Origin of the sequence: Pseudodesulfovibrio portus, from assembly GCF_026000375.1 — a bacterium.
Taxonomy (GTDB): domain Bacteria; phylum Desulfobacterota; class Desulfovibrionia; order Desulfovibrionales; family Desulfovibrionaceae; genus Pseudodesulfovibrio; species Pseudodesulfovibrio portus.
Genome location: NZ_AP026708.1, coordinates 3,135,661 through 3,160,381, shown reverse-complemented (window position 1 = coordinate 3,160,381; position 24,721 = coordinate 3,135,661). Strand labels below are relative to the sequence as shown.

Annotated in this window: 22 protein-coding genes and 1 tRNA gene; 3 read left to right on the top strand and 20 right to left on the bottom strand. The window is 60.5% G+C overall.

All coding sequences use genetic code 11. The features are described from left to right. Positions 1-39 precede the first annotated feature (39 nt). Positions 40-870 carry a hypothetical protein gene (locus tag OO730_RS15155; RefSeq protein WP_264982323.1) on the bottom strand — a complete coding sequence of 277 codons (831 nt, stop codon included), beginning with the start codon at positions 868-870 and terminating at the stop codon, positions 40-42. A 389-nt stretch (positions 871-1,259) separates the two neighbouring features. On the opposite strand from OO730_RS15155, the gene OO730_RS15150 reads away from it, so the two are divergent. After that, positions 1,260-2,093, top strand: a complete 834-nt coding sequence (locus OO730_RS15150) for a hypothetical protein (RefSeq protein ID WP_264982321.1) — start codon at positions 1,260-1,262, stop codon at positions 2,091-2,093. A 286-nt stretch (positions 2,094-2,379) separates the two neighbouring features. On the opposite strand, the gene OO730_RS15145 is transcribed toward OO730_RS15150, so the two are convergent. The 9 genes from OO730_RS15145 to OO730_RS15105 all read right to left on the bottom strand — a co-directional run bounded on the left by OO730_RS15145 (position 2,380) and on the right by OO730_RS15105 (position 14,090). Next, positions 2,380-2,473, bottom strand: a tRNA-Ser gene (locus tag OO730_RS15145). 71 nt (positions 2,474-2,544) lie between these two features. Continuing rightward, positions 2,545-4,077 carry a ribosome biogenesis GTPase Der gene (der, locus tag OO730_RS15140; protein WP_264982320.1) on the bottom strand — a complete coding sequence of 511 codons (1,533 nt, stop codon included), beginning with the start codon at positions 4,075-4,077 and terminating at the stop codon, positions 2,545-2,547. A 133-nt stretch (positions 4,078-4,210) separates the two neighbouring features. Further along, positions 4,211-6,532, bottom strand: coding sequence for a methyl-accepting chemotaxis protein (locus OO730_RS15135; RefSeq protein ID WP_264982319.1), 2,322 nt, complete (start codon positions 6,530-6,532; stop codon positions 4,211-4,213). Positions 6,533-6,699: 167 nt separating this feature from the next. After that, positions 6,700-7,743, bottom strand: a complete 1,044-nt coding sequence (gene mtnA, locus OO730_RS15130; RefSeq protein ID WP_264982318.1) for an S-methyl-5-thioribose-1-phosphate isomerase — start codon at positions 7,741-7,743, stop codon at positions 6,700-6,702. Positions 7,744-8,031: 288 nt separating this feature from the next. Beyond that, complete coding sequence (gene gatB / locus OO730_RS15125) at positions 8,032-9,465, bottom strand: Asp-tRNA(Asn)/Glu-tRNA(Gln) amidotransferase subunit GatB (protein WP_264982317.1); 1,434 nt, start codon at positions 9,463-9,465, stop codon at positions 8,032-8,034. A 9-nt stretch (positions 9,466-9,474) separates the two neighbouring features. Further along, a complete protein-coding gene (locus OO730_RS15120) occupies positions 9,475-10,119 on the bottom strand; it encodes a DUF4254 domain-containing protein (protein WP_264982316.1) in 645 nt (214 codons plus the stop codon). Then, positions 10,112-11,437, bottom strand: coding sequence for an MltA domain-containing protein (locus OO730_RS15115; protein WP_264982315.1), 1,326 nt, complete (start codon positions 11,435-11,437; stop codon positions 10,112-10,114). The genes OO730_RS15120 and OO730_RS15115 overlap by 8 nt, the downstream gene beginning before the upstream one ends. A 38-nt stretch (positions 11,438-11,475) precedes the next feature. Continuing rightward, a complete protein-coding gene (locus tag OO730_RS15110) occupies positions 11,476-13,239 on the bottom strand; it encodes an ARMT1-like domain-containing protein (protein WP_264982314.1) in 1,764 nt (587 codons plus the stop codon). A 2-nt stretch (positions 13,240-13,241) separates the two neighbouring features. After that, positions 13,242-14,090 (bottom strand): NAD(+)/NADH kinase, encoded by an 849-nt coding sequence (locus OO730_RS15105; RefSeq protein ID WP_264982313.1) that lies wholly within the window; start codon positions 14,088-14,090, stop codon positions 13,242-13,244. A gap of 162 nt (positions 14,091-14,252) precedes the next feature. Between OO730_RS15105 and OO730_RS15100 the strand changes: the two genes are divergently transcribed. Together OO730_RS15100 and flgM are read left to right on the top strand one after the other, a co-directional pair. Then, positions 14,253-14,663, top strand: coding sequence for a DVU0524 family FlgM-associated protein (locus OO730_RS15100; protein WP_264982312.1), 411 nt, complete (start codon positions 14,253-14,255; stop codon positions 14,661-14,663). 27 nt (positions 14,664-14,690) lie between these two features. Continuing rightward, on the top strand, positions 14,691-14,999 hold the full coding sequence (flgM, locus tag OO730_RS15095) for a flagellar biosynthesis anti-sigma factor FlgM (protein ID WP_264982311.1): 309 nt from the start codon (positions 14,691-14,693) through the stop codon (positions 14,997-14,999). Positions 15,000-15,020: 21 nt separating this feature from the next. Here the strand turns inward: flgM and fliW are convergent, their stop codons facing one another. The 10 genes from fliW to flgG all read right to left on the bottom strand — a co-directional run bounded on the left by fliW (position 15,021) and on the right by flgG (position 24,719). Further along, entirely contained in the window at positions 15,021-15,440 is a 420-nt protein-coding gene (fliW, locus tag OO730_RS15090) for a flagellar assembly protein FliW (protein WP_264982310.1), read from the bottom strand. Continuing rightward, the gene (gene csrA / locus OO730_RS15085; protein WP_264982309.1) at positions 15,440-15,682 is read right to left on the bottom strand and encodes a carbon storage regulator CsrA; all 243 of its coding nucleotides are present in this window, start codon (positions 15,680-15,682) and stop codon (positions 15,440-15,442) included. Before csrA ends, fliW begins: the two co-directional genes overlap by 1 nt. Before the next feature lie 171 nt (positions 15,683-15,853). Continuing rightward, positions 15,854-17,521 carry a flagellar hook-associated protein FlgL gene (flgL, locus tag OO730_RS15080; protein ID WP_264982308.1) on the bottom strand — a complete coding sequence of 556 codons (1,668 nt, stop codon included), beginning with the start codon at positions 17,519-17,521 and terminating at the stop codon, positions 15,854-15,856. A gap of 11 nt (positions 17,522-17,532) precedes the next feature. Continuing rightward, complete coding sequence (flgK, locus tag OO730_RS15075; protein WP_264982307.1) at positions 17,533-19,671, bottom strand: flagellar hook-associated protein FlgK; 2,139 nt, start codon at positions 19,669-19,671, stop codon at positions 17,533-17,535. Then, positions 19,672-20,151: a flagellar protein FlgN gene (locus tag OO730_RS15070; protein ID WP_264982306.1), complete on the bottom strand. Its 480-nt coding sequence runs from the start codon at positions 20,149-20,151 to the stop codon at positions 19,672-19,674. Positions 20,152-20,287: 136 nt separating this feature from the next. Beyond that, positions 20,288-20,971, bottom strand: coding sequence for a rod-binding protein (locus OO730_RS15065; RefSeq protein ID WP_264982305.1), 684 nt, complete (start codon positions 20,969-20,971; stop codon positions 20,288-20,290). A 1-nt stretch (position 20,972) separates the two neighbouring features. Continuing rightward, positions 20,973-22,088, bottom strand: a complete 1,116-nt coding sequence (locus OO730_RS15060; protein WP_264984176.1) for a flagellar basal body P-ring protein FlgI — start codon at positions 22,086-22,088, stop codon at positions 20,973-20,975. A gap of 88 nt (positions 22,089-22,176) precedes the next feature. Then, positions 22,177-22,872 carry a flagellar basal body L-ring protein FlgH gene (locus tag OO730_RS15055; RefSeq protein ID WP_264982304.1) on the bottom strand — a complete coding sequence of 232 codons (696 nt, stop codon included), beginning with the start codon at positions 22,870-22,872 and terminating at the stop codon, positions 22,177-22,179. A 14-nt stretch (positions 22,873-22,886) separates the two neighbouring features. Next, entirely contained in the window at positions 22,887-23,894 is a 1,008-nt protein-coding gene (gene flgA / locus OO730_RS15050) for a flagellar basal body P-ring formation chaperone FlgA (protein ID WP_264982303.1), read from the bottom strand. A 42-nt stretch (positions 23,895-23,936) separates the two neighbouring features. After that, the gene (flgG, locus tag OO730_RS15045; RefSeq protein WP_264982302.1) at positions 23,937-24,719 is read right to left on the bottom strand and encodes a flagellar basal-body rod protein FlgG; all 783 of its coding nucleotides are present in this window, start codon (positions 24,717-24,719) and stop codon (positions 23,937-23,939) included. Positions 24,720-24,721 lie beyond the last annotated feature (2 nt).

The following is a 24,721-nucleotide window of genomic DNA, read 5'->3' as shown; positions in this document are numbered from 1 at the left end:
TCGGCAGGCTTATAAATCTCATAGGACTCACAAACTACACTAGGCCAAAAATCGTCTACGAATACCGGCTAAACCGAGTAGACCCGACCCCAGCAGCCAGATAGCACCGGGGATAGGCGTGGGATTCGCTGCCAAACCATGGACTTCCGTGATGTACCAGGAATCACCCTCACTGCCGTATCCGGTCAACTCCCAATAGCCACTGGCTAAAAGCGTCAGAGTGTATTCCATAAGCCCGGTCTCGCCATCATCGCTGTCGGAAATGAACAGCTTTGAAAACAGGCCGGTGTCATCCATGCTGTACCCCCAGGCAGTCACCGCATGGGAACCGGAGCCACCGAGCCCCAGGCCGACAGACATCCCGCTGCCCATGTATGAGGCAACGGTGTTCATGGCCATGTTCGGATCATTGTAGTACAAAGTTTTGCCATCCGACTCATATGAATTCATCGAGAAAAAAGAGTAGTAAGCATCGATGTCGAGAGAGGGATAAAATCCACCACCGCCATCGTTTGGGTCCTCGTCCTGGGACCAGCCGGACACGCCCTGCTTGTTGTTCGTCCCATCGAACCACCAATCCGCACCTATGTACATATTGCCACCGACATCGGTGAATTGCGATTGATAATAGCTGAACACCGCATCAGAGTTGTTGCTTGCGTAGGGGGCACTCCAATTCGTCCAGGTCAACATGTTGGAAACGGCCGCAGCCCAACACATGAGATCGTCATCGGTATTCGCCTGGGTTTTGTTGGCGTCCCAGACACTGCCCCCCCAAGTGTCGACCAGTGAAAACGTGGCCGCCTGAGCCGAGTAGCTCGCAACCACGACGAATAGAGCCACAAAAAACAAGACAACTAACCTTTTCATGTTTCCCCCTGAAGAAATTGCAAACTATATTGGCTTGTTGCAAAAAACATTCATAAGTAAGGATGTCGACAAGTTGCCCACAAAACCGGGAACGCCGTAATTTCATTCTGAAAATTCCGGACACATTGATTACCCTGATCCATGCAGGAAATAAAAAGAGGTGGGGTGAGCCGACATACGTAACGCCGCCATGCTTTTGTTGTGATAATGTGTCGAATAAGACCGAGCTCGTCCGGGAAACACGGACAAAGATAGCTATAGAAATGTATAGTTTTATCAGACAAAACTGGCGGCAGTTCCTGAAGTCGTTGCAGGCCAACGCCTATCGGAGATGGAATGAATTTTGCTTTTCGGTACAATGCGGTTCAAATTCAAGAAGGAGGGCTCGTATGCTTAAACGGTTTCAGATTCTGGTGATCGCATTGCTCATCGTCGCCTTTGCTGCTCCAGCGGCATTTGCCAGCACATTTTACAACACAATGGGATACAATCTCCATTACGATGATTGGGGAAACCCGCTTGGCGGGACGACGCTCCAATTCGGCACCAACGGTGAGCCCAACGGATTTGCCGTCGCAGCCGGGCCTACAGAGGAAGCGGGCGGTGACCTTGGGTATGCGATCATGCAACCCGGCGTGTCCGCCCAGAACCTGAACTTCACGGCCCAGATCAGTTACAGCAATCTTTTTCTCGCTCAGGGGCATTTTGGTCTTGAAATGGGTTGGAATCTGGCAGGCGAGCCTTTGGATGCCCAGACTGGTGACAACAATGCCGGTGTTGGTATTTATGCAGGCATCTACCACAACTTTGCCGATCCTGAGGCATCTCTTCGTGGCTTTGCAACCGCATATTACAACGAACAGACGGGTGCCGGTGGGCCGATAGCCGGCGGAAATCAGGCTCCGTTGCCTCTCCCCGATGAATTTTCAGGTTCCCTCAAACTCGAAAAAGTGGGACTTCAACTGACGACTTCCTGGGCTGGTGCGGACGGTGTCTTCAATGTGTTGGACGTCCTCGACCTCGGCGCCCTCGGCCTGGCGGGCGACTACATCACCATCGGCTTCTCCGCTGGTGCTGACGCGAACGGTTTCGCGAGTGTCTCATTCTCCGATTTCGAGGCAAACCCGGCCCCCCCGGCAGCCACTCCGATTCCGGGCGCTGTCTGGCTGCTCGGTTCCGGCCTGGTCGGCCTTGTCGGCCTTCGCAAGAAGTACCGCAGCTGACCCTTTTGACCTGATATATTGAACCCCTGCAAGTGAATGCTCGCAGGGTTTTTTTCTTTCGTGCCCAATCGCTTTCCCTTTTCAAACCTAACTGAACTGATATGACTTGAACGCTCATGGATGCCCTTCCGTCCCGCGCTCCTCATCTTTTAATCCACGTCTACGGAATGTCGCCTAATATTAGTCCCAAACCTCTTGTCAGACTCAAAGGGGGCACAAAGAGGGGGCACAAATTCACAATCACAACAAAAATGGGCTTACGGTGTTACCCGTAAGCCCGTGATTTTGGCGGAGAAGGAGAGATTTGAACTCTCGAACGAGCTTAACACCCGTTACACGCTTAGCAGGCGTGCGCCTTCAGCCAACTCGGCCACTTCTCCTGGGATCGCCGGGCACCGGACGATGCCGATGCGAGGCGGAAAAAACGTCTACACAATTCAGCCCGTCATTGTCAATGACGATCGCCCTTATTACCCTTTTTCGCCTTGCCTTTTCCGGCTTCACTTTCGGCTTCCTTGCGGCGACGGCGCTTGAGGGCCTTGTATTTGGTCTCGTGCCGCCGGGTCTTCGCGCCACCGATGCGCTCCCGTCCGGGGCCGCGCTTGCCGATGGAGGAAATGCCGCGGGCCTTTTCCCATTCCTTGTTGTCGTGGCTGGACCGGAACACGATATTCACCGGGGCTGCGGAGATGCCGAGCAACTTGCGGAACTGATTTTCCAGGTAACGGACATAGGACTGCTTGACCAGGGTGTGGTCGTTGCAGAAGAATACGAAAGTCGGAATCGGCTCGTCCGCCTGCGTCACGTAATAGAACTTGGGCCGCCTGCGCTTGACCACCGGGGGCTGGAGCTTTTCCAGCACGGCCGCCAGCGCCCGGTTGAGCGCGCCAGTGCCGATGCGGATTTCGCACTCCCGGCGCAGGGTTTCGGCCAGGGGAAGAAGCTTTCCGATGCCCACGCCCTTCTGTGCGCTGGTCATGACAACGGGCACATGAGGGATGACCCGCAGTTCGCGCCGGAACGCCTCAAGCGCCTTGTTGGTCTCGCTCTTGGGAATCAGGTCGCACTTGTTGACCACCACGATGAACGGGGTCTTCTCCTTGGCCAGGAATTCGATGAGCCGCTTGTCCTGACGCCCCACCCCCAACGTGATGTCGATGGTCAGGACGGTCACGTCGCTTCGCTTGGAATTCTTCAACGCCCGGATGACGCTGATCTTTTCCAGGTGGTCCTGGATATTGGCCCGCTTGCGCACCCCTGCGGTGTCCACGAAGGTGTAGCGCTTGCCCTTCTTCTCGAAGGTGACGTCGATGGAATCGCGGGTGGTCCCGGCCACGTCGGACACGATGAGCCGGTCCCTGCCGATGACGGCATTGATGATGGACGACTTGCCCGCGTTGGGACGGCCGAGCATGGTCAGCTTGAGCCCTGCCTCGACACGATCCTCCTCGGTCTCCTCGGGGATGCCCAGGTCCAGTACGAACCGCCGGACATAGTCGCGCACTTCGTGGAGGTTGTAGCCGTGGGCTGCGGAAACGGGCATTTGCTCGATGCCCATCTCGTGAAATTCCGCCGTCATCTGGGGGGCGAACTCACTTCCGTCCACCTTGTTGATCAGCATGAACACCGGCTTGCCGGATTTGCGCACGTACTCGGCGGCCTGCCGGTCGAGCGGAGTCAGCCCCTCTTTCCCGTCCACGACGAAAATGATGCCGTCGGCCTCTTCGATGGCCTCCCGGGCCTGCTCGAAGATTTCATCCTCGAAATCTTTGGACAGTTCAGGGGTGGCTTCGGATTCCAGGACCATGCCGCCTGTATCGACGAGGTCGAAGCGCACGTCGCCCATGACGCATTCACCGTAGATGCGGTCTCGCGTCACCCCCGGCATATCATGGGTAATGGCACGCGACTTTCTCAAAAATCGGTTGAAAAGCGTGGACTTGCCCACATTGGGGCGACCCACAAGGGCAACGATTGGCAACATGGTTGGCTCCAGGGTGGTGTTGTGTTGCGGGACTCTTGAAAAATCCCGCACTTCCGTTCAAGGAAGCGCGGGATTAGCCTATCTTTAATCGAATGTCGAGTCCATTGTTCCCGACGGCTTTCGGGAAACCGGCCTAACTGCCTCCCATGGACTCGATGATGGCGTTCAGCCTGGACGCCATGGCGGCCACCTCCTGGATGGCGCTGGTGGCCTGGTCCATGACCTGGGAAGCCTCCAGGGCGATCTGGTTGATCTCGTCCGTGGCCCGGTTGATCTCCTCGCTGGTGGCGGATTGCTCCTCGGCGGCCGTTGCGATGGCCCGGACCTGATCCGCAGCGGCTTCGATCCGGCCAACGATTTCCGCCAGTGCCTGCCCCGACTGGTTCGCCAGCTCCGTGCTGCGGGAAACCGAGGAAACCGCATTCTCGGTGGCGACCACGTTTTCCTGGGTCATATTCTGAATCTTGGTGATGGCCCCGCCTACCTCGCTGGTGGCGGTCATGGTCTTTTCCGCCAGCTTGCGGACTTCGTCGGCCACCACGGCAAAACCGCGTCCCGCCTCACCCGCGCGGGCCGCTTCAATGGCGGCATTGAGGGCAAGAAGATTGGTCTGGTCCGCGATGTCGGAAATCACTTCGAGAATCTTGCCGATATCCGCAGCCTGCCGCCCCAGCTCCTCCATGGAAACCTTGAGGTTGTCCGCCTGCACCTGCACGTCGCCGACCGCACCGATGACCTGGCTGACGATTTCCTCGCCGTCCTGGGCGTTGCGCTTGGCGGTGTCGGCCTCCTCGGCAGCGGAACCGGCATTGCGGGCAACCTCGAGGACAGTGGAATTCATCTGCTCCATTGCGGTGGAAGTCTCCTGCGCCCTGTGCCGCTGGGTGTCGGAACCGGTCTTGGCCTGCTCGATCTGGGCGGACAGCTCCTCGGCGGCGCTCGACAGCCTCTGAGAGACCTCCTCGGCCTCGGTGGCGGCGCTGGAGATGCGCTCGTTCTGTTCCTCGATCTGCTTCTGCTGGTTACGGATTTCGGTCACATCTATCCAGACGGCCAGGGACCCGAGCAGGTTGTCGTCCATGTCGTAGAACGGCGTGGCCACGACCTGCACGTTTTTCACATGCCCGTTCGGCGTGGTGTATTCCACTTCGGTCTCAAGCTGCTGCCGATCCCGGATGGCCCTGTCGGACAAAGTCTCCCTGTCCGGATCATTGTAATAGAACTGGCCGGAGCCGTAGCCCACGTAGTCCTCGGGCGCTCCCTCATGCTCGATGAGATCCAGCATGTACTGGTTCGTCCACAACAGCTTGTGGTCAGGCCCGATCAGGCTGCACGGCAGGGCCAGCCCATTGAGAACGCCTTCGGAAAATCCGAGCTTGTTCTTGAGTTCCCGGACCATGGCTTCGATCTGCCGGGCCAATCCCCTGAACTCATACCTGTACTTGCCTTCGAGCGTGGCCTGCAGATCGCCCCGGGCCACCTCGGAGGCGTACCCCAGGATGTTCTTGACCGGAGTGGTCACGAGCTTGCGGATACTGAACACCATGACCCCGATCAGCAACAGCGCGACCGCTGCGCCGCCCACCATCAGGGTGTTCCTCTGGGTCAGGGCTGCGGCCTCCATGTCGTCCTCGTAAGCACTCATGACCATGACCCAGCCGGTAGCGGGCATGGTCTCGAACACCATGTATTTCTTCCGTCCCTGCCAGTCGTACCAGGTCCCCCCGTTCTCGTTCTTCAAGGCGGTCTGAACGAAATCGTACTCGGACAAATCCTTCAGATACAATTCCTTGTTCACGGCATGGGCGATGATGCGTCCCTTGCCGTCGAGCATGAACCCGTAGCCGTTTTCGGCCACCCTGAAGGGATCGATGAACCGGGAGGTGAAATGCTCCCATTTGGGGAAGATGCCCACCCCGCCGATGATGTCGCCGTTGTGGTCATGCACCACGGCGGCGGCGGCGAAGATGAGGATGCCCCCACCGCTCTTGGACACCAGGATATTGTCGGAGAGGTAGTTTTCCGTCTTGCCCGAGAGTATCGCCTTGACGTATTCACGGCTGCTCCGGTCCGCCCCGGCCATACGGTCGCCCTTGGCGTTGTACCCGGCCACGACGTTGCCGTTGGTGTCGAAACAGAACGCTGCCCAATATCCCTCCGTCGTGTCGAGCAGATCCTGGAACATCCAATCCGCGCCCAAGGCGTCGTGGCCCCCCAGGGCGTCGATGACCACCTGCTGGGAGGCGATCATCCTGGCCATTGCGCCGGTCTGCAGTATGTAGTCGTCAAGGGCGGTCATGGACTGCTCGACCATATTGTTCATGGCCTGCTTCTCACCTTCTATTACCGTCTGGGCAGTATTGCCGCCCACCCACCAGACGCCGCTGACCACCGTCGCGGCGATAATCACCGCGATCAATAGCGTGACAGCCGTATTGATGCTCTTGAATTCCATTTCATCCCCTTACGGATCAAGTAAACCGGCAGGACAACCAAGTCCGGTGACCGAAAACAGATTCAATATTCATAAATATTTAACCGGATTCAATGACAACTGCAACCCGGTTAGAAAAAAGGCAGGGTGTAAAGCCTGCCTTGAATAACCGGATCGGCCGAACCCGATCAGGAATCCTCGAACAGCTTCCTGATGGACTCGGTGTAGGGCGGATAGAGCACTCCCTTTTCAGTGATGATGCCCGCGATCAGCTCGTTGGGGGTCGGGTCGAAAGCCAGATTGTAGACCTCGACGCCTTCGGGCGGGATGCGGTGGTCGCCGATGTGGGTCACTTCCCTGGGATCGCGGTCCTCGATGGGCACGTCGTCACCGGTGGGCGTCTCGATGTCGATGGTGTACTGGGGGGCGGCCACGTAGAACGGAATATTGAACCGCTTGGCGATGATGGCCACGCCAAAGGTCCCGATCTTGTTCACGGCGTCGCCGTTGGCGGTGATACGGTCCGCTCCCACCACCACCTTGTCCACCAGGCCGCGCTTCATGAGCAGGGCGCAGGCGTTGTCGCAGGCCACCTTGACCGGGATGCCGTCCTTGTGCAGCTCGTAGGCGGTCAGGCGTGCGCCCTGCAGGAACGGGCGGGTCTCGTTGGCGATGACCGACACCTTCTTGCCCTGGTCGATGGCCCCGCGCACCACGCCCAATGCCGTGCCGTACCCGGCGGTGGCCAGGGCGCCTGCGTTGCAGTGGGTCATGATGGTGTCGCCGTCGTCCATCAGCTCGCCGCCGAACTTGCCGATCAGCTCGCACATCTCGATGTCGTCCCGATGGATTTCCTTGGCCCTTTCAAGCCAGATTCCGAGCAGTTCCTCCAGGGAGACGTCGCCCGCCTCGTCCCAGACCCGACGCATCTCGCGCACGGCCCAGCGCAGATTCACGGCTGTTGGCCGCGCATCATGGATCTGGTCCAGCTTGGCCTGGAGATTGGCCTTCCAGTCCCCGTCCATGGACTGCACTTCGCGACCGGCCAGGTAGCAGCCGTAGGCTGCGGTCACCCCGATGGCGGGCGCGCCGCGCACGACCATGACCACCAGCGCGAAGCAGATGTCGTCCGTGGTCCTGCACTCGAACCAGTCCTCGCGGTTGGGCAGATACCGCTGGTCCAAAAGAATAAGGGCGTCCTTTTCCGGTGAATACTGAATATGCTCGGTCATTTTTGCCTCCGGCGGCCAGGGAACCTTTTGAAAAAGGTTCCCTGGACCCTCCAAAACTTCTTGTCTCGGCGCTGGCTGGTCAAAGGGAATCGCTACACACCGTATGCGCCGTGTGGAGGTAGCACCAAACCATTGTCAAATGTCAAAATTAAAGGCGGTGCGGAGTACGCACCCCACGCCGCCTCGGTTATCCCGCTTCCCCTTTGAACTCCCTGGCGGCGTGGCGACAAAAAGTTCTGAAAGGGGGGCCGGGGGATAACTCTTTCAAGAGTTTCCCCCCGGTCTTCATTACGAAAGCTTCTCGTTGATCAACTTGGTCACGACACCGGGATTGGCCTGCCCCTTGGACAGCCGCATGACCTGGCCCATGAAGAAACCCATGAGCTTTTTCTTGCCGCCCATGAAGGCTTCGACCTCGTCCGGATTCTCGGCGATGACCTTGTCCACCATGGCTTCCAGTTCGCCGGTGTCGGACATCTGGACCAGCCCCTTGGCCTTGACGTATTCGCCCGGGTCGTCGCCGGTCCGGCACAGATCGCGAAAGATGTCCTTGCCGATCTTGACGGAGATGGTCCCGTCGTCCACCAGCTTGAGCAAAGCGACCAGCTTGGCGGGGGTGAGCCGGATGTCGCACGCCACGGCCTCGGTGTCGTTGCAGTACGGCAGCAATTCGCCCACCACCCAGTTGGTGACCTTCTTGGGGTCATTGCCGTAGGCCTTGACCGCAGCCTCGAAGTACTCGGCCACGGCCAGCTCGCCGGTGATCAGGGCCGCGTCGTAATCGGCCAGTCCGTACTCGGCCATGAACCGGTCGCGCTTGGCGCGGGGCAGCTCGGGCAGTTCGGACCGCCATTTCTCCACCCAGGCTTCCTCCAGCACCAGGGGGACCAGGTCCGGGTCCGGGAAATAACGGTAGTCATGGGCCTCTTCCTTGCCGCGCATGGAATGGGTGGTGCCCTTGTCCACGTTGTACAGCCGGGTTTCCTGGATCACCTGCTCACCGTCCTCGACCAGGTCGGTCTGGCGGCCCACTTCATACTCGATGGCCTTCTGGATGTGCTTGAAGGAGTTGAGGTTCTTGAGTTCCGCGCGGGTGCCGAACTCCTCCTGGCCAAAGGGCCGGATGGAAACGTTGGCGTCGCAGCGGAAGCTGCCCTCCTCCATGTTGCCGTCGCAGATGCCGAGATAGAGCAACGTGGACCTGAGCTCCTTGAGATAGGCCACGGCCTCCTCGGCGGAGCGCATGTCCGGCTCGGAAACGATCTCGATGAGCGGCACGCCGGTTCGGTTCAGGTCCACGAAGCTGGCGTTGTCGGCCGGGGAGTGGATGTTCTTGCCCGCGTCCTCTTCCATGTGAATGCGGGTCAGGCCAACGCGCTTTTTCTCGCCGTCCACTTCGATGTCGACATGGCCATGCTCGCAGATGGGCAGCTCGAACTGGGAAATCTGATACCCCTTGGGCAGGTCGGGGTAGAAGTAGTTCTTGCGCGCGAACACGGACTTGAGGTTGATCTCGCAATCGGTGGCCAGCCCCGCCTTGACGGCATACTCGGCCACCTTTTCATTGAGCACGGGCAGCACGCCGGGCATACCGGAACAGACCGGACACACATTCTCGTTCGGATCGTTTCCGAACCTGGTGGAGCAGGAGCAGAAAATCTTGGTCTGCGTCTTGAGCTGGGCGTGAACCTCCAGCCCGATGACGGTTTCATAGCGGGACATGTCGCTCACCTATTTGTTGGTTTCGTAGAGTTCCGGGTTCAGCTTCGGATCATTGTACATCTTGAACTGGAAATACACCTTGGGCTTCTTGACGCCGACCGCGTACTCGTCGATCAGCTCCAGAATGGCCTGCTCCAGGTCCTCATGCTGCTGCTTGAGGGTCAGCACCTTGCCGCCGCAGGCCTCCTTGTGATCCTGATCCACGTCCTTGCGCCGGCACTGCTCGTCCATGTGGTAGATCTTGAGCGCCTGGATGGACAGCCGGTCCAGAGCCGCGCCCACGGTCTCGGTGTTGTACTTTTCCACACCGTCTTCGGGCAGCAGGGAATCGATCAGGCCGATGAGGCACTCGTCCACCCGCTCGATGAGGTCGTTGCGCTTCTGGTTGAGCTTGTCGATGGCGTACTTGCAGTCCGCGATGACCTTGGCGTCCACGTCCTGGCGGCGGGCCCGGTCCTCGACGTGCCAAAGCTGGAAGTTGGTCCAGTGCTGGCGACCCACCAGCTCCCGGAAACCGGGAATCCCGGCCAAATCGTCCTCGGGGTCGCCGTCGTATACGGGCTCGCCGTAATGCCAGTCCATGACGGACCGGAGCTGATGTTTGACGGCGTCCTGGATGGTCTCTTTAACAATCTCTATGGTGATGTCAGCCATTGATAAGTGCTTCTTTGCTTATGAGGAGATAAACGGTGGCCTCGGTCATGATGTTGTTGGCGATGGGTTCCACCGCGTTCCCTTCGCCGATGTAGTAGTCCACACGCGAACCGCGAATGGCGGTGCCGGTGTCCTGTGCCAGCCCGATGCCCGCCACCCTGCGCGTGCCCAGAGGCCGACCGTCCCGGGCATCCGGAATCTCGGCTTCAAAGGCCAGCAGACTCCCGAGCGGCAACAGCTTTCGGTCTGTAGCCAGTGAAACCATCGGCGTCAACGGCTTTCCTATGGTCCCCTCGGGCGGCGAGTTCTCCAGCCGGAAGAAAACATAGCTGCGATTTTCGGCCATCAGATCGAACATCTTTCCGGGATGCCTGGAGAAATATTCTTTGACATGATCCTTGGACAGCTTCCCCTTGGGCAAAAGGCCCCTGGCATGAAGGATGCGCCCCAGGCTGCGGAAGCCGTGTCCGTTCTTGGCGCCGTAAAGCACGTTGCGGGTGGTGCCGTCGGGCAGCTTGAGCCTGCCGCATCCTTCCACCTGCATGTAGAAGACGTCCACCGGGTCCTTGGCCCAGGCTATCTCCAACCCGCGCCCGGCCAGGACCTTGCGCACGTCCATGTCGCGCCGCTGGTAGTACGGCAGGACCCTGCCCTTCTCCACCCGATAGAATTGATCGTAGCCGCGCACCTTGCCGAAACGCAGGTCGCCGGGCACGCCGTAGATGGGAAAATCGTAGCCGGGCATCCGGACCAGGCTGGCCTCGATCTCGGGGGTGTAATATCCGGTCATCATGGGCTTGTTCTTCATGCCGTACCAGACGAAACGGCGGGCCAGCAGCTCGGGGTCGGCGTCCAGATGGGGCAGAAGATCAAGGAATTCCTCAAGGGATCGAACCACCTGCGCCCAGGTCAGGGTCATGCCGGGCCGGACCAGGGCGGGCTTGTCCTGATCCTGATTCAGGGCGTATTCCAGGCTGCGATGGACCGGGCCTTCCAGGGCGGTCCATGATTTCAACCCCTGGCTGCGGATGTCTATGCGGGCCATGTTCTGGAAGCCCTCGTCCCGGGACAGGGGGAAAAACATGTCGCAGACGGGCACGGAGTCCGGCTCGCGCACCGGCCGGAGCGTCAAGGTCTCGGTCACTTCGGGTCGGCACAGGCTGCCGGTGCAGACGGCGGCTTCCTCCGCAGGCGGCGGGTCGGCCTCGCCCCGGAAGACCGAGCCGTCCTTCATGCAGGAGAGCAGCGCCAGGAGGCAGAATACCGCCGCCAGGATGCGCACCGTCCGCCAGAAGAGTGCCCTGAAATCCGTCGTCATTGCCCGCGTCTGTGCCATAATGTCCCGTTGCCGTCCCTCTATCCGCAGGAGTCGATGGCCACGTCGCAGAACTTGCCCACTCCATACTCCCGCCTGCGGAAAAACTTTTCCGGATTGGGACCGATGATCTGGAGTTCCGGCGACGTCCGCTGCACGTCCAGGGCGATATGCATCTCCTTGGTGCAGCCGGTGGAGTAGGTGGCGTCCTTGCCGGTCCAGACCGGCGGCACCTTTTTCCCCATCAACTCGAAGCTCTTTTCAATATCGAAATACGTCTGGAAACGCCAGACATTGATGTACCCGCTGCGCTGGACCTTCTCCCACATGAACATCAGGTCGTCCGCGTCCATGCCCTCCTCGAAGTGCTCGCCGGGATTGATGATATAGGCGTCGTCAAGCTGGGCGCGCAGGTGCTCCACATAGGTGGAGATGACCTGGATGGCCTCCTTGGTCTGGCCGGGGACGGACCCGATGATGCCGGAGTAGAACATAACCGTCCGGCCCTGTGACCGGGCCTCGCGCATCTCGGCGATGATCTGCTCCGCCTTGCCGGTGATATACCGTTCACTGAAGGAATGGGCCCGCTTGGACCGGGGCCGGAAGTGGAGATGGAACTCGCCCTCCCCGTCCCGATAGAAATTGACCACGTCGCGGGTAAACTCGTGGCTGTTGTCGATGAGCCGGTCATAGAGTCCCTTGCCCTTGCCCAGGATGAGATCGCACTCCTTCCAGGCGCGGGCAAAGGTAACCGAGACCCGATACGGGTTGAACTTTTCGCGCGTGCCGTCGGAAATGACCACAAAGGAATGATGGGCCATTATGGACAGCAGTTCGTTCTTGGAAAGCCGGTCCTCGCTGACGAAATGCGCGCCGTTGAACGCCTTGGCCAGGACCGGATCGCTGTCCCGGTCCCAGAAGGTGGCCTGCTCGAAAAAGAAGCCCTCCTTCAGGGCCATGACCACGCGATGTCCCAGCCTGAGCAGGGTCCGCACCACCTTGAGGTCGAAGATGATGCCGCCCGCCCGGTTGGGCAGGTAGAGGATGCGGTGCGGGGTCTCGCCGCTCTTGCCGAGCCGCTCGAAGACCTCCCGGAACCGGTCTGACCCCTGCCGGAGTTCGTCGCCCAGGTTCGAGGCGGTGAACGCCTCCAGGGTGAGATTCTCGGGCGTCCAGTGATCGGTGGTGGTGGAGATGCGCATCAGCCGTTCGATTTCGAGCATGTCCAGGGTGAAGCGCAGATCATCGATGCGCCCGGAAAACGCCGTGTCCGGGAGGCCGTGGTTGACCAATTCGTCAAACCCCGTGCTCTCGACGATCTCTGCGGCCCGCCGGTTGAGCGCCTTGCGGATGAACCGGTACGGGTCATCGATGCCCGACTGGGTCATGAAGATGGTGATGAACCGCTTCATCAGCCGCGAGGGCATGATGATGGGCGAAGCCAGGATCATGCGGAACTTGTGCCGGGCGAGCTGGATGTACCGCCGCGCCTGCTCGCGGTCGGAGCAGAAATTCCGGGACAGGCTGATGAACCGCTTCCACTGCTCGATATACTTGGCCAGCAACCGGTCGGGCAGCCCTTCCTCCAGCAGCATGCGGAACATCCAGTCCGAGCACGGCGCGTAGAACTCGCCCTCGTCCAGGGCCAGCATGAACCGGAGCTGCTCGCCCGAGGCGTTCTTGTGCGGGTCGATGGTGTATTCGAGATGGTTCTCGGTCATGAAATGGAGCAGCAGCGCATCCAGGGCCGCGTCCCGGCCGTAGCGGATGTCCAACACCGAATTGTATTTCCTGGCAAGGCCCATATCTATTTCTCCGTCAGGAAGCCGTTCTTCTTCAATTTTTCAAAATATGCCCGCTGGCCGAAATCCACCACCAGGAGGTCTTTCTTTGCCCGGCGCAGGACGATTTCGTCTGCATGCTCGAGCCTGACAACGGCCTGGCCGTCCTCGGTCAGGTTGACCTCGCCGGTCGCCTCCTCCACCCTGACTCCGACCACGCCGGCGGCGGGAAAGACCATGGGCTTGAAGGAGTTCAGGAAAGGACAGACCGGGGTCACGCAATACGCCTCAAGCCCTGCGTGGACAAGGGGCCCGCCTGCGGACACGCCGTAAGCGGACGAACCCGCAGGCGTGGACACGATCAAACCGTCCGCCCGCAGGGTGGAGATGTCAATACCGTCGAACGACACGCTCAGCCGTATGAGCCGCGCCAACTCTCCCCTGCTGACAACCAGGTCGTTGACGACCAGCCCGTGGTGAACCGGTACGCCGCGACGCAGGACATCATACTCCAGAACCAGCCTGCGGGCCACGGGAAACCCCTCGGCCAGGACGTTGTCCAGCCACTCCTGCCAGCTGTCCCTGTGGAGCTGGGCCAGGAAACCCACCCGCCCGAGGTTGACGCCCATGAGCGGCACGCCGAAAGAATGCAGCAGCCGGGCAACGCCGATGAAGGTCCCGTCCCCGCCCAGAATCATGATCAGGTCGCACCGGTCGGAAACGGTCTCTCCGACACACCCGTCAAGCCGGTGCTCGCACCACTCGGCGTCCACGTTCCGGGAACGCAGAAACGACAGCATCCGGTCTTTGAGGGCCAGGGCCGATTCGTCGCCCGGCTTGGTCACGATGAGAATTTTTCCCAATGGAACGGTCATGGTTCAAATTTGTAGTTAAATTTAGAAAAACATTCAACCTTTTTCAAATTTCCAATCCCCGGACCCGATGATTAATTGCACTTTTCTAGATTTTTTTCCGATTTACCCCTAAAGTTAATTCCAGGCGGGTCGATCACTACAATCAAGGAGTGGGGAAATACCATGAGTGCAACTTCCGCCAATGTTCGAACCATGCTGCGCACCTACGGGAAGCAGCTTTCGAGCGCCAAGCGTCTGGCCCGTTTTCGGCAGGCGATCGGCGGATTGGAGCCCATGGACGACATCGCCAAGCAGGCGAAGCGTCGGGAACTGATCCAGCGCATTGCGCACGAGGTCATTGAAAACCTGATAGTCAACGCTTCCCCCTCTCCCGTGGTCAAGGCAGTCCTCGGCCAACTGGAGCGGGACATGGGAGAACATCTCGTTTTCGAATATCCCATCGAAGGCGGCGACGTTCAGGTACTGAGGGAGACACAGTCCGGTCCGCAGGAAGTGACCGGTCCCGAACGGGACAAGATCATGCGGCGGCTGTGGGAAATAGCATTGTCAAAGGTGGATGGAACCATGCTTTGATAACCCGTCCAAAACGGGAGGAACGACATGGTCATCAAGAACATAGTAGGGGAAACCAACCCTTACGCAAACAAGAAGATCGAAAGGCCCGAGGTCAAGGATCCGCAGAAGACGCAGGAAGCCGCCAAGAGCTCCGGCGAATCGGCAGACCGCGTCGTCCTGTCCTCCGAAGCCAGGTTGCGGGGCGCTGCCCTGCAGACCGCCTCGGAAGCGCCTGACGTCCGCCGGGAAAAGGTGGACGAGCTCAAGCGCAAGGTCAAGGACGGCACGTACCAGCCCGACCTGAAAAAGGCCGCCGCGAATTTGCTTCGCGAAGACCTGGATCTTCTTGTTTAGCAGGGGAAAGTAACCGACGGATTATGTGCCGATCGGACGGAAGTGCGTGGGATAGCCCGCTTCCGTCTGGGGAATCTGAAGACCTATCCTCGCCTGGGTGTTGATGACAATCGGCCCCTGCAGGTTGAGGGTGGTGTCTTCGGGCTTGTTTTGTGGAATGGTCACGGTCACCAGCACGGCCAGTTGCCTGATATTGTCCACCTTGAGGACCCTCCGGTCCGCATTCTCGATCTTCACGTCATAGTCGTCGATGAACGAATAGGGATCGGCCACCAGCAGGCCGAGTCCCGGATCGGTGATGCACTGCATGAGCAGGAAGGGGGAATCGTCCTCGCGCACGCTCAAGAGGGCGAACTCGCGTTTGTCCTCAAGCCCCACCAATCCCCGGGGGAAATAGATGATACCGTCCGGGCTCACTTCACGCTGGCCCAGCCTCGTCATTATTTTTCGCGATCTTTCTTTTGCCATAACGCCGCCGCCGCGAGCAGGTCCTGCTGGCTTGTTTCCAGCGCCTGCCTGTTCTGTTCCTTGATTTTCAAATACACCTCTTCCCGATAGACGGTCATGTCTTCGGGTACATCCAGGCCGATCTTTATCTGCTTGCCCTGAACACTCAGGATCTTCAGCTTGATATTATCGCCCAGGTAGAGGCTTTCTCCCGGTCTCCGGGTCAAAATCAACATGTCGTTACCAAATATTTCCTTCGACTTCTCCGCGACTTACACGGTATCCATGCCGACTACATCAACGCTGTCAGCAAGTAAAGCGTCTGAGCCGGGTTATTGCAGAAATCGGGAGCACCCAACCAAGGGCTCCGGCGATGCAGTCCATTGCCCATGCCCCGCTCGCGATGGCTAAATGAACTTGCCGAGGTTGAGCTGCATGATCATGGACGTGGACCGCAGCACGGATTCATAGATGATCTGCTGTTGGGCGAGATCGGTCATCAACTCGGAAATGTCCGCGTCCTCGATGGAACTGACAAGCGTCTCTTCGTTGAGGACAAGCCCGTCGATAATGGTTTCGCCGACGTCCAGCCGGTTCTCGCGGCCGCCGATCTCGGCGATGGAGTTCAGGATGTGCTCCTGGGCCTCGGTCAGGTTGGCCAGGGCCTGCTGCACGCCGGTCTGATTGTTGGTTTCGGTGAAGGCCACCAGATTGCCCATGACCTCGAACAGGTTCTTGGAGTATTCGTCCTGCCCCTGGATGGTCACGGCCATGCCTGCTGCACCGCCTGACTGGAACGCCCGGTTCCCGTTCGTCGAATCCAGCGTCAGGACGGAGCCTCCCGCCGCCAGAACCGCGTCCGGGTCCATGTAGATGCCGCCGAAAATATCCTTGCCCACGCTGTTGACCTGGACCTGCTCGCTGGACGACACGTCGAGATTGATGGCCGCCGAGCTGGGCCGGATGACGAACTGCTGCCCGGGCTGGATCAGATTCGAGCCGTTGGAAGCCAGGCTCAGGATGCCGCCGTTGGCGACGCTCAGGACGGCCGCGTTGGACGTGGTGTCCGCCGGGGCGATGTTGCCCGTCACCCAGTTGATGCCGCCGTCCATGGAGTAGGAATACTCTATGTCGTCGGCCATGGTCACGGCGGTGTCGTTGTCGATGCGTATGGTGACGTTGGAATCGAGGAACGAGCCCGATGCGCCGGCGGAGAGCAGGCCCACGCCCGGCCCCATGGAGTCCACCAGGGGCGGCGAGTCCTCGTCGTCGCCGAGATACTGGGCCGAGGGCCGAATCCAGAGCCAGGTGCCGTCGGCCGTGGACTCGTCGTTGGGGTCGTTGACCTTGATGGCCGTGTCGGCCATGAAGGTGACGCTGGTGCCGCTGCTTGGCAGGTTCAACGTGCCCTGCCCGGCCACGAAGGTAACGGAGCCGTCCGTCTTCCAGGTGTCGCCGCCGTCGGTGGAATAGCGGACGCCGAGGTTGGCGTCGGACAGGTTCATGTTGCCGCCCACGGCAGTGGCGCCGGTGGTGTCGTAGAACTGCACGAGTACCGTGGTATTGGACGAGCCGTTGACGGCAAAGTCCGCGTTGGCGGCAAAGGTGTCGTCGTTCGTGGTCAGCCACATGATCTGCTTGTAGGCGGGGCTGTCGACCTTGTGCCCCCCGAAAATCGACTTGTCTTCAAAGCTGGAGTTCGCCAGCCCGACCATCTGCTCGAACAGGGAACGCAGCTCGTAGCTGACCTGCTCGCGGTTGTCGGAATCGAGAGTGCCGGTGGCCGCCTGGGTCGCCAGTTCCTTGGCCCTGGTCAGGAGGGTGGACACCTGCATGAGGGATTCGTCGGCGCTGCCGAGCCACCCCTTGGCCGTGGAGATGTTCTCCTTGTACTGCTCGAGGGAACGCAGGGTGTCGCGGTGGTCCAGGATGCGGGTCATGCCCGTGGGGTCATCGCTGGGCCGGTTGATGCGCTTCTGCGTCTGGGCCTGCATGTTGAGGTCCATCAGGCTCGTCAACGACTTGTTCAGGTTGTTGACGTACCTGGAGAAAAGCATTTGTTGCGTTACGCGCATGGTTCCTCCACCTACGACTTGAGCGACAAGATCGTCTGCAGCATCTGGTCGGCGGTTGTGATGAGCTTGGCCGCCGCCGTATAGGACGCCTGGTACTTGATGAGATCGCTCATCTCCTCATCGAGGTTCACACCGGAAATTTCCTGCTGCCGCTCGTCCAGATCCTGCGACAGGGCACTGTAGAAATTGTAATTGAATTCCGACCGGCTGGTGTCGGAGCCGACATTGCCCACGATGCCGTTGTAGTAGTCCAGGATGGACTGGGTGGTGGTTCCCTCCATGGCCGTGCGCGTGGTCACGTCGACCTCGCGCAGGTCGTACATGGACAAGGCGGTGGTGTTGTCGCCCGCGTTCATCTCGCCGGCCCCGTTGACGTGGCCGGTCGCCAGATAATCCAGGTCCCCGGACACCTTCTCGTTGATCATCATGTCGCTTGGCGATTCGCCCTTGAGCAGCGTGTTGATGCCCAGGCCCGCGTACAACCCCGCCGTGTCCGTCCCAAAGGCGAAGGTGTAGCCGGGTTCGGCGTCCAACATCAGCTTATTGTTGACGATGGTGGCGCTCACCGCCCCGGCATAGGTCCGGTTGAAGGCGTCGCGCACATCTTCCAGGGTGTGGATGGCCGGGTTGAAGGTTCCCCCGCTGCCGTCGAAATCCAGGGCTGCGGACGACGCCAGCAACCCGGTGGACTCGTTGTAGACGTACATGAAGGAGCTGCCGGACTGGAGCCGATCGCCGAATGCCAGGCCCGTGGAGTCGCTGGCCAGCGCCTTGTCCGTATAGTCCACGCCGTAGGTGCCTTGAACAAAGGTGAAGGCCTGAAGCCCGGCCCCCTGGCTGTGGCGGCGGTTGGTCTCCCAGATGATGGACTCGGCCAGCTCGTCGAGCTTGGCCCGGTAGGACCCCACGTAGCTGTCGCGGAAGGTCATGAGCGCGGACAGGCTGCCGCCGGTGATGCGCCGCGAGTTCTCCTCGCCGTTGAAGTGCAGCTGCGGGGTGATCTCCTCGGCGTGCGAGGTGTTCTGTACCCAGTACAACCCCTGGTGCGGGCTGATGACGAAGCGGTCCCCCGCCACGAAATCGCCGCTGGCCAGCCCCTGGGAATTCGTCTCGGAACCGAACCATATCTGCAATTCCTCGACATTGACGCGATCATCGTAAGCCCTGGCCGAGAAGAGGCGCTGGTCGCCGTTCTCATCGGTCATCCAGGTCACGCCGCCGTCCAGGGAAACCCGGAACTGGGCCGCGTTGGCCGTGGAGGTCACCTGGCCCGCCATGGTGGAACCGGCGCTGGAGGCAACGAATTCGATGGTGTACTCGAAGTCGTCGTTGCCGTCGAAATATATGTTGCCGGCAAAGGTGGAGTCGTCGCGGTAGTCGGCGGTCTTGCGGGAATCACTGAACTCCAGCGAGAAATGGCTGGTGCCGTCGACCAGGGTGTGCCCGGCGGTGGTCATGACGGTGTAATCGCCGCCGCCGTTGTCGATGGTCCGCACGTCCAGGAGTTCCCCCAGGGCGCGGACCTTGCGGTCGCGTTCGTCGTACAGGCCGTTGGTATTGTTCTCGCCGGGAATCTCGTGGGTCTGGATTTCCTTGTTCAGGGCGGCGATGTCCGCCATCAGGGAATTGGCCTCGGCCACCTGGGCGGTGACCTCGCTGTTGATCCGGTCCTGCATGAGGGCGAGGTCGGTGTCCACCTGCTTGAGGGCGGCGATCATGGTGGCGGTGTCGTTGAGCACGGACTGCCGGGCGCCGTAGTTGTCGGGCCGCTGGGAAACCTCGTTCCAGGAATTAAAATACTGCGACAGCGAGCTGCTGATGCCGGTTCCGCTGGCCTCGTTGAGCAGGTCCTCGACGCCCCGGAGCTGTTCCCACAGGTTGCCCCACTTGTCCCTGAGGCCGGACTGCTGCAGGTACATCTGCTCCACCATGGAGTCGAAGTGGCGGATGACTTCCTTGGCGCGAACGCCGGTTCCCAACTGGCCGGGGGAATAATTGATGTACGGGCCGTCCTCGATGACCACGGAACGGCGCGAATACCCTTCGGTATTGACGTTGGCGATGTTCTCGCCGGTGACCTGCAGTTGCACCTGGGAGGCGAACAGGGCCCACCGTCCCATGTCCAGGATGGAATTGGCGCCGAATGACATCTACAACCTCCCGCTCAGGAGCCTGGCGTTGCTGGGAGCCTGGGCGAACCGGCCGGACCGGGCGTAGGCGGAAGTGTTCTTGGGCTTGATCTGATTGTGCATGAAGTCGAGCAATCCCTTGGATTGTTCGAAAAGGGCGCGGGCCATCTCACCGTTCTTGGAGGCCTGGACCGCGCATTTCTGCTCGGTTTGATCCAGCAGCCCCAGCAGTTCCCGGAACGTCACGACCATGCCGGGCTCCAGGGACGGAAACAAATCGCGCACCCTCTTGCCCGAAGGCTCGACCTGACGCACCATGTTGCGCAGAGACATCCTCTCCGCCGCCACCTGACGCATCAATTCCTGGATGGACAGTTCGATTCTGGATACGGCCTGGGGATTCAGCTTTGTGAGACGGGCAAATTCTTCCTCAAGAAGGAAAAACATGAGCATCATAGCCTTGTTCTGCCGGACCAAATTTTCCTCTACCAGACGGAGCATCGCATTCCCCTTTCAACCTTAACCAATTGACATATTGCAACTATTCACCAACCACGCTGTTTATTGAGTGATTGTGCACAACCGAATTTTGCAAATATCCGGCCAAACGATGCCCCTCCCATGCCAAAGGGCTGTCCTAACCGTCACCTTCGGTGGCGAGGTCGGCTTCGGCCACGGTGCTGCCGAGGTGCTCGGCTTCGATCCTGCGGACCAGCGAGTCCAGGCGGGCCCGGACCTCGAGATCGGTCATCCGCCTCGGCGCAGCCTTGCTGCCGGTCGATGCGGCGGCCACGTCACGAACGGCCGGGGCGATCCGGGAGCTGCTGGAAACATCCATGCTCGCCTCGCCGCCCCAGTCCTCAAGGGTCATGCCCTTGGACTCCTTGACCAGGGGAGCGCCCCCCCTGTCCAGGGGGATGGGCTGCGCCGCCAGCGGTCGGATGTCCACGCCGCCCGACAGGGTGGTCTTCGACACTTCCTTGAGCTTTTCGCTGAGTTGCGCGTAAATCATGTCGGCCAGGCCGATGCCGCCCGCCTTGGCCATCTTCTCGGCGAAGTCGCGGTCGAACATGGCCATGTAGCTGTCTTCCTGCTTGGAGTGGAGATACCCCTCCTTGGGGACTGACTGCTTCATCTGCTGCCACAGCTTGGAGATGAAGACCGCCTCGAAATTCTGGCACGCCTCCTTGAGCTGGGCCTCCTTGGTCTCGCCGGTGGTCAACCGGTCCTTGAGGCCGTCCATCTTCTGCTTGAAGCGGACCAGGTCCGACGTGTCGGCCTGCTGCGCGGCCAGACGGGGATCAACCGTGCTTTCGATCATGCTAGATAACCTCCACTTCGGCATGCAGGGAACCGGCCACCTTGAGCGCCCGGATGATGGATATGAGATCGCGCGGCGACGCGCCTATGGAGTTGAGGCCGTCCACCAGCTCCTGAAGGGTCGCGCCCTCCATGAGCATCAACTGGTTGTTGGCTTCGGTCACCTGGATGTCCGTCCTGGGGACGACCACGGTCTCGCCGTCCGAGAACGGGCCGGGCTGGCTGACTTCCTGATCCTCGGAAACGACGATCTGCAGGCTGCCGTGCGCCACGGCCACCTTGCTCAGCCGGACGTCCTGGCCGAGCACCACGGTGCCGGTCTTCTCGTCCACCACCACGCGGGCCTTGCCGTCCGGGGAAATGTCCAGGTTCTCCAGGGAGGCCATGAGCGGAACCATGTTGCCCCGGAAGCGGTCGGGCAACCGCAGGTCGATGGTGGAAATATCCTTGGCGCTGGCGAACTCGCCGCCCATGCTGGCGTTGATCTTGTTGACCACCTGCATGGTAGTGCCGAAATCGGCGACCGACAGGTTCAGGGTCATGGAGTCCTGCGTGTTGAACTTGAAGGGAACTCCCCGCTCGACCACGGCCCCGCTGGGGATGCGGCCCACGGTGGGGATGTTCTTCTGGGCATCCGCAGCCGCACCGGCCACGGAGAACCCGCCGATGGTCAGGGCGCCCTGGCCCACGGCGTACACCCGCCCGTCCAGTCCCTTGAGGGGCGTGATCAGCAGGATGCCGCCCAGCAGGCTCTTGGCGTCGCCAAGGGAAGAGACGGTCACGTCGATGGTGGAGCCGGGCTTGGCCGACACCGGCATCTTGGCCGTGACCATGACCGCGGCCACGTTCTTGGGTTTGAGGTCGGTGGGGTCGGTCTCGACGCCCATCTTTTCCAGCATGTTGGACATGGAGCGCATGGTGAAGGTGGACGAGGTGCCGTCCCCGGTGCCGGCAAGGCCGACAACCAGGCCGTACCCGACCAGTTCGTTGTTGCGGACGCCGCTGAAACTGGCGATGTCCTTCAGTCGCGCGGCATCCGCGTCGGACGGGGCCAGCACCACCGCCAGGAACAGGATGTTCGCGAGCAGGAGCAGGGCAAGGACAAGAGTCCTGGCCATTTCGCCCGCGTTCACGTGTTGCCGTTGCTGATTGATCTGCATGACGCTCACTCCTCAACCCCTTTGCATATTTTGCTCATTCTCTTGATCAGAAGGGATAGATGTTATCCAGGATACGCGACAGCCAGCCGGGCTTCTGCTTGTCCGCCAGCACACCCTGGCCATAGATTTCGATCTGGGCCTCCGCCAGCTTGGCGGAAGACACGGAATTGTCCGAGGCGATGTCCCGCTGCCGAATGAGGCCGCGCACCACCAGGAACTGCGTTTCGGCGTTGACCCTGATGCGGCGGGCTCCCTCGACCTGCAGCAGATTGCCGGGCAACCGGCGGACGATGCGGGTGGCGACGGTGGCCTCGAAGGAGGATTCCTGCTTGGTCTCTCCGTTGCCGGAAAACTCGGAAGACTGGGAAGCCTGGATGGAGGTCCCCACCTTCGCGCCCAGCTGGCCCGTCAGCGGGAGGGACCCGATGAGGCCGGTGGTCGGCATGGCGGTCACGCCGGTATTGTGGGTGTTCTCCTTGTCGGCCGTGGTCTCGGACTTCAGGCTGGTGTTCGCCTCTTCGGCCACCTTGACCAGGACGATGTCGCCGACGCGGCTGGCCCGGTTGTCGTCATAGAGGAACTCCGACCGGTTGGAATCGAACAGGGACCCCGGATTGAGAGTGGGATCATCCTGCTCGTACACCGGCGGCGTCAGGGGAGGCATGGGTTGCTCCTTGTAAGTGGGAGCGCACCCCGCCGCCAGCAGAACCAATGCTCCGATCAAGATAAAATACCTGCTCATGACAATCTCCTCGGCTACCTGACAACCACCGTGTCGTCGCTGATCACGGTAGCCATTATCGTCTTTTTGCTCTGCATGTTCATCACCGCCACTTCCTGGCCCATGCCCGCCTCGCCCTGCGCCTTGGCCTTGATGGTCAACTGCACATTGTTGCCGATGTACTTGAGATAGACGGTCTCGCCCTTTTCGATGAGCGGCACCGGCTCCAGGTGGGACATGGTGAAGACCTGTCCGCGCCCGAGGGTCCGGACCATGCGCCACGGTCCGCCCGTGCCGTCCCAGACCTCGGACTTGTGGGCCAGGTTCACGCGCCGGAAGGTGACGTTGTCCCTGCTCACCCGCTCATAGCGGTTGAGCGGCTTGGCGGCCACGGGAACGGCCTTCCAGACGTTGAGGAACACGGATCCGGCCCGGCGGGAAAGAATCCGGTCGTCGGGCGTCACGCCGTACAGTTTGATCTGATTGTGACCGGGCTTGAGATCCTGGTCCGCACGGATGGACAGCTTGTCATAGGTGTTCGGGAAAAAGATGTGCATGGGCAACTGGAGGTTCTTGAATTCCACCTCGCCGCCCAGCGCCTTTGCGCGCGGCGTCAAAAATGCGACGACGCGGGCCTTCAATTCCTCGCCGGAAATGACCCGTCCCCCCGTCTGCACGGCCATCTGACTGGGCAGCACCAGGTTGCCCGCCATGTCCCCGAGATAGTACTTGAGCACTTTCCTGAGCTTGTCCCGGTCAATGGTCACCGGCCGCCCGACCCGCGTCGACGCCTCCCACAGCTTGATCTGCGAAAGCGTCTTCCACTGATTCCGGGCCAGATCATTCACGGGATCGGCGATCTCGCCGAGGAGCACTATCGGCCCCTTGACGCAGGCCTCGCTTTTGACAATGGCCCGCCATCCGTTCCCGGATGCGGCCGACGCCAGCACGGGCATGGCCAGATACGCCGCCAGAATCACCGTCAACCCGGCGATCCAAAAAAGAAGCGTCTTCCCCAGCCTTGTGTCCTGTCTGTGCGTCATGACCTCTGTCCTGCCTTGCAACCGGCGACGGCGAATCACCGATTAGCGCTTGATGTTGATGGCCGTCTGCAGCATGCCGTCAGACGTTGTTATTGCCTTGGAATTGATCTCGAAGGCCCTCTGGCCCACGATCAGGCCGACCATTTCGTCCACCATCTCCACGTTGGACCCTTCCAGGAATCCCTGGGCGATGGTGCCGTAGTTGTCGTCGCCCGGAGTGCCTGCGACCGCTGCGCCGGAGGCCTCGCTGGCCCGGTAGAAGTTGCGGCCCGTGGCGATCAGCCCGGCCGGGTTCTGGAACCGGTAGAGGTCGATGTCTGCCTGGGCCAGGGCCACGCCGTCCTTGTCCAGGGCGGCGATATTGCCGGTCTCGGTGATCACCACGCTGGCCGTCTCCGCAGGCACGGAGAACTCGGGCTGCAGCGGATGGCCTCCGGCCGTCACCACCGTGCCCTCGTTGTCCAGCTTGAACGAACCGGCACGGGTATAGACGTCTTCACCGTTCATCTGGACGCGAAAGAACCCGTCGCCCTCGATGGCCATGTCCAGCGGGTTTCCGGTATTCTGGAAATCCCCCTGGGTGAAAAACTTGTGCACGGTCACGGGACGGACGCCCATGCCGATCTGCATGCCCACGGGGGTCCTGTTGCCCGCCTCGTTCTGGGTACCGGCGATCTTGAGGGTCTGGTACATCAGGTCCTCGAACTCGGCCCGGCTCTTCTTGAAGCCGGTGGTGTTCACGTTGGCCAGGTTGTTGGACAGCGTGTCGATGTGGGTCTGCATGGCGATCATGCCCGTGGCGGATGTCCAAAGGGAACGCATCATGG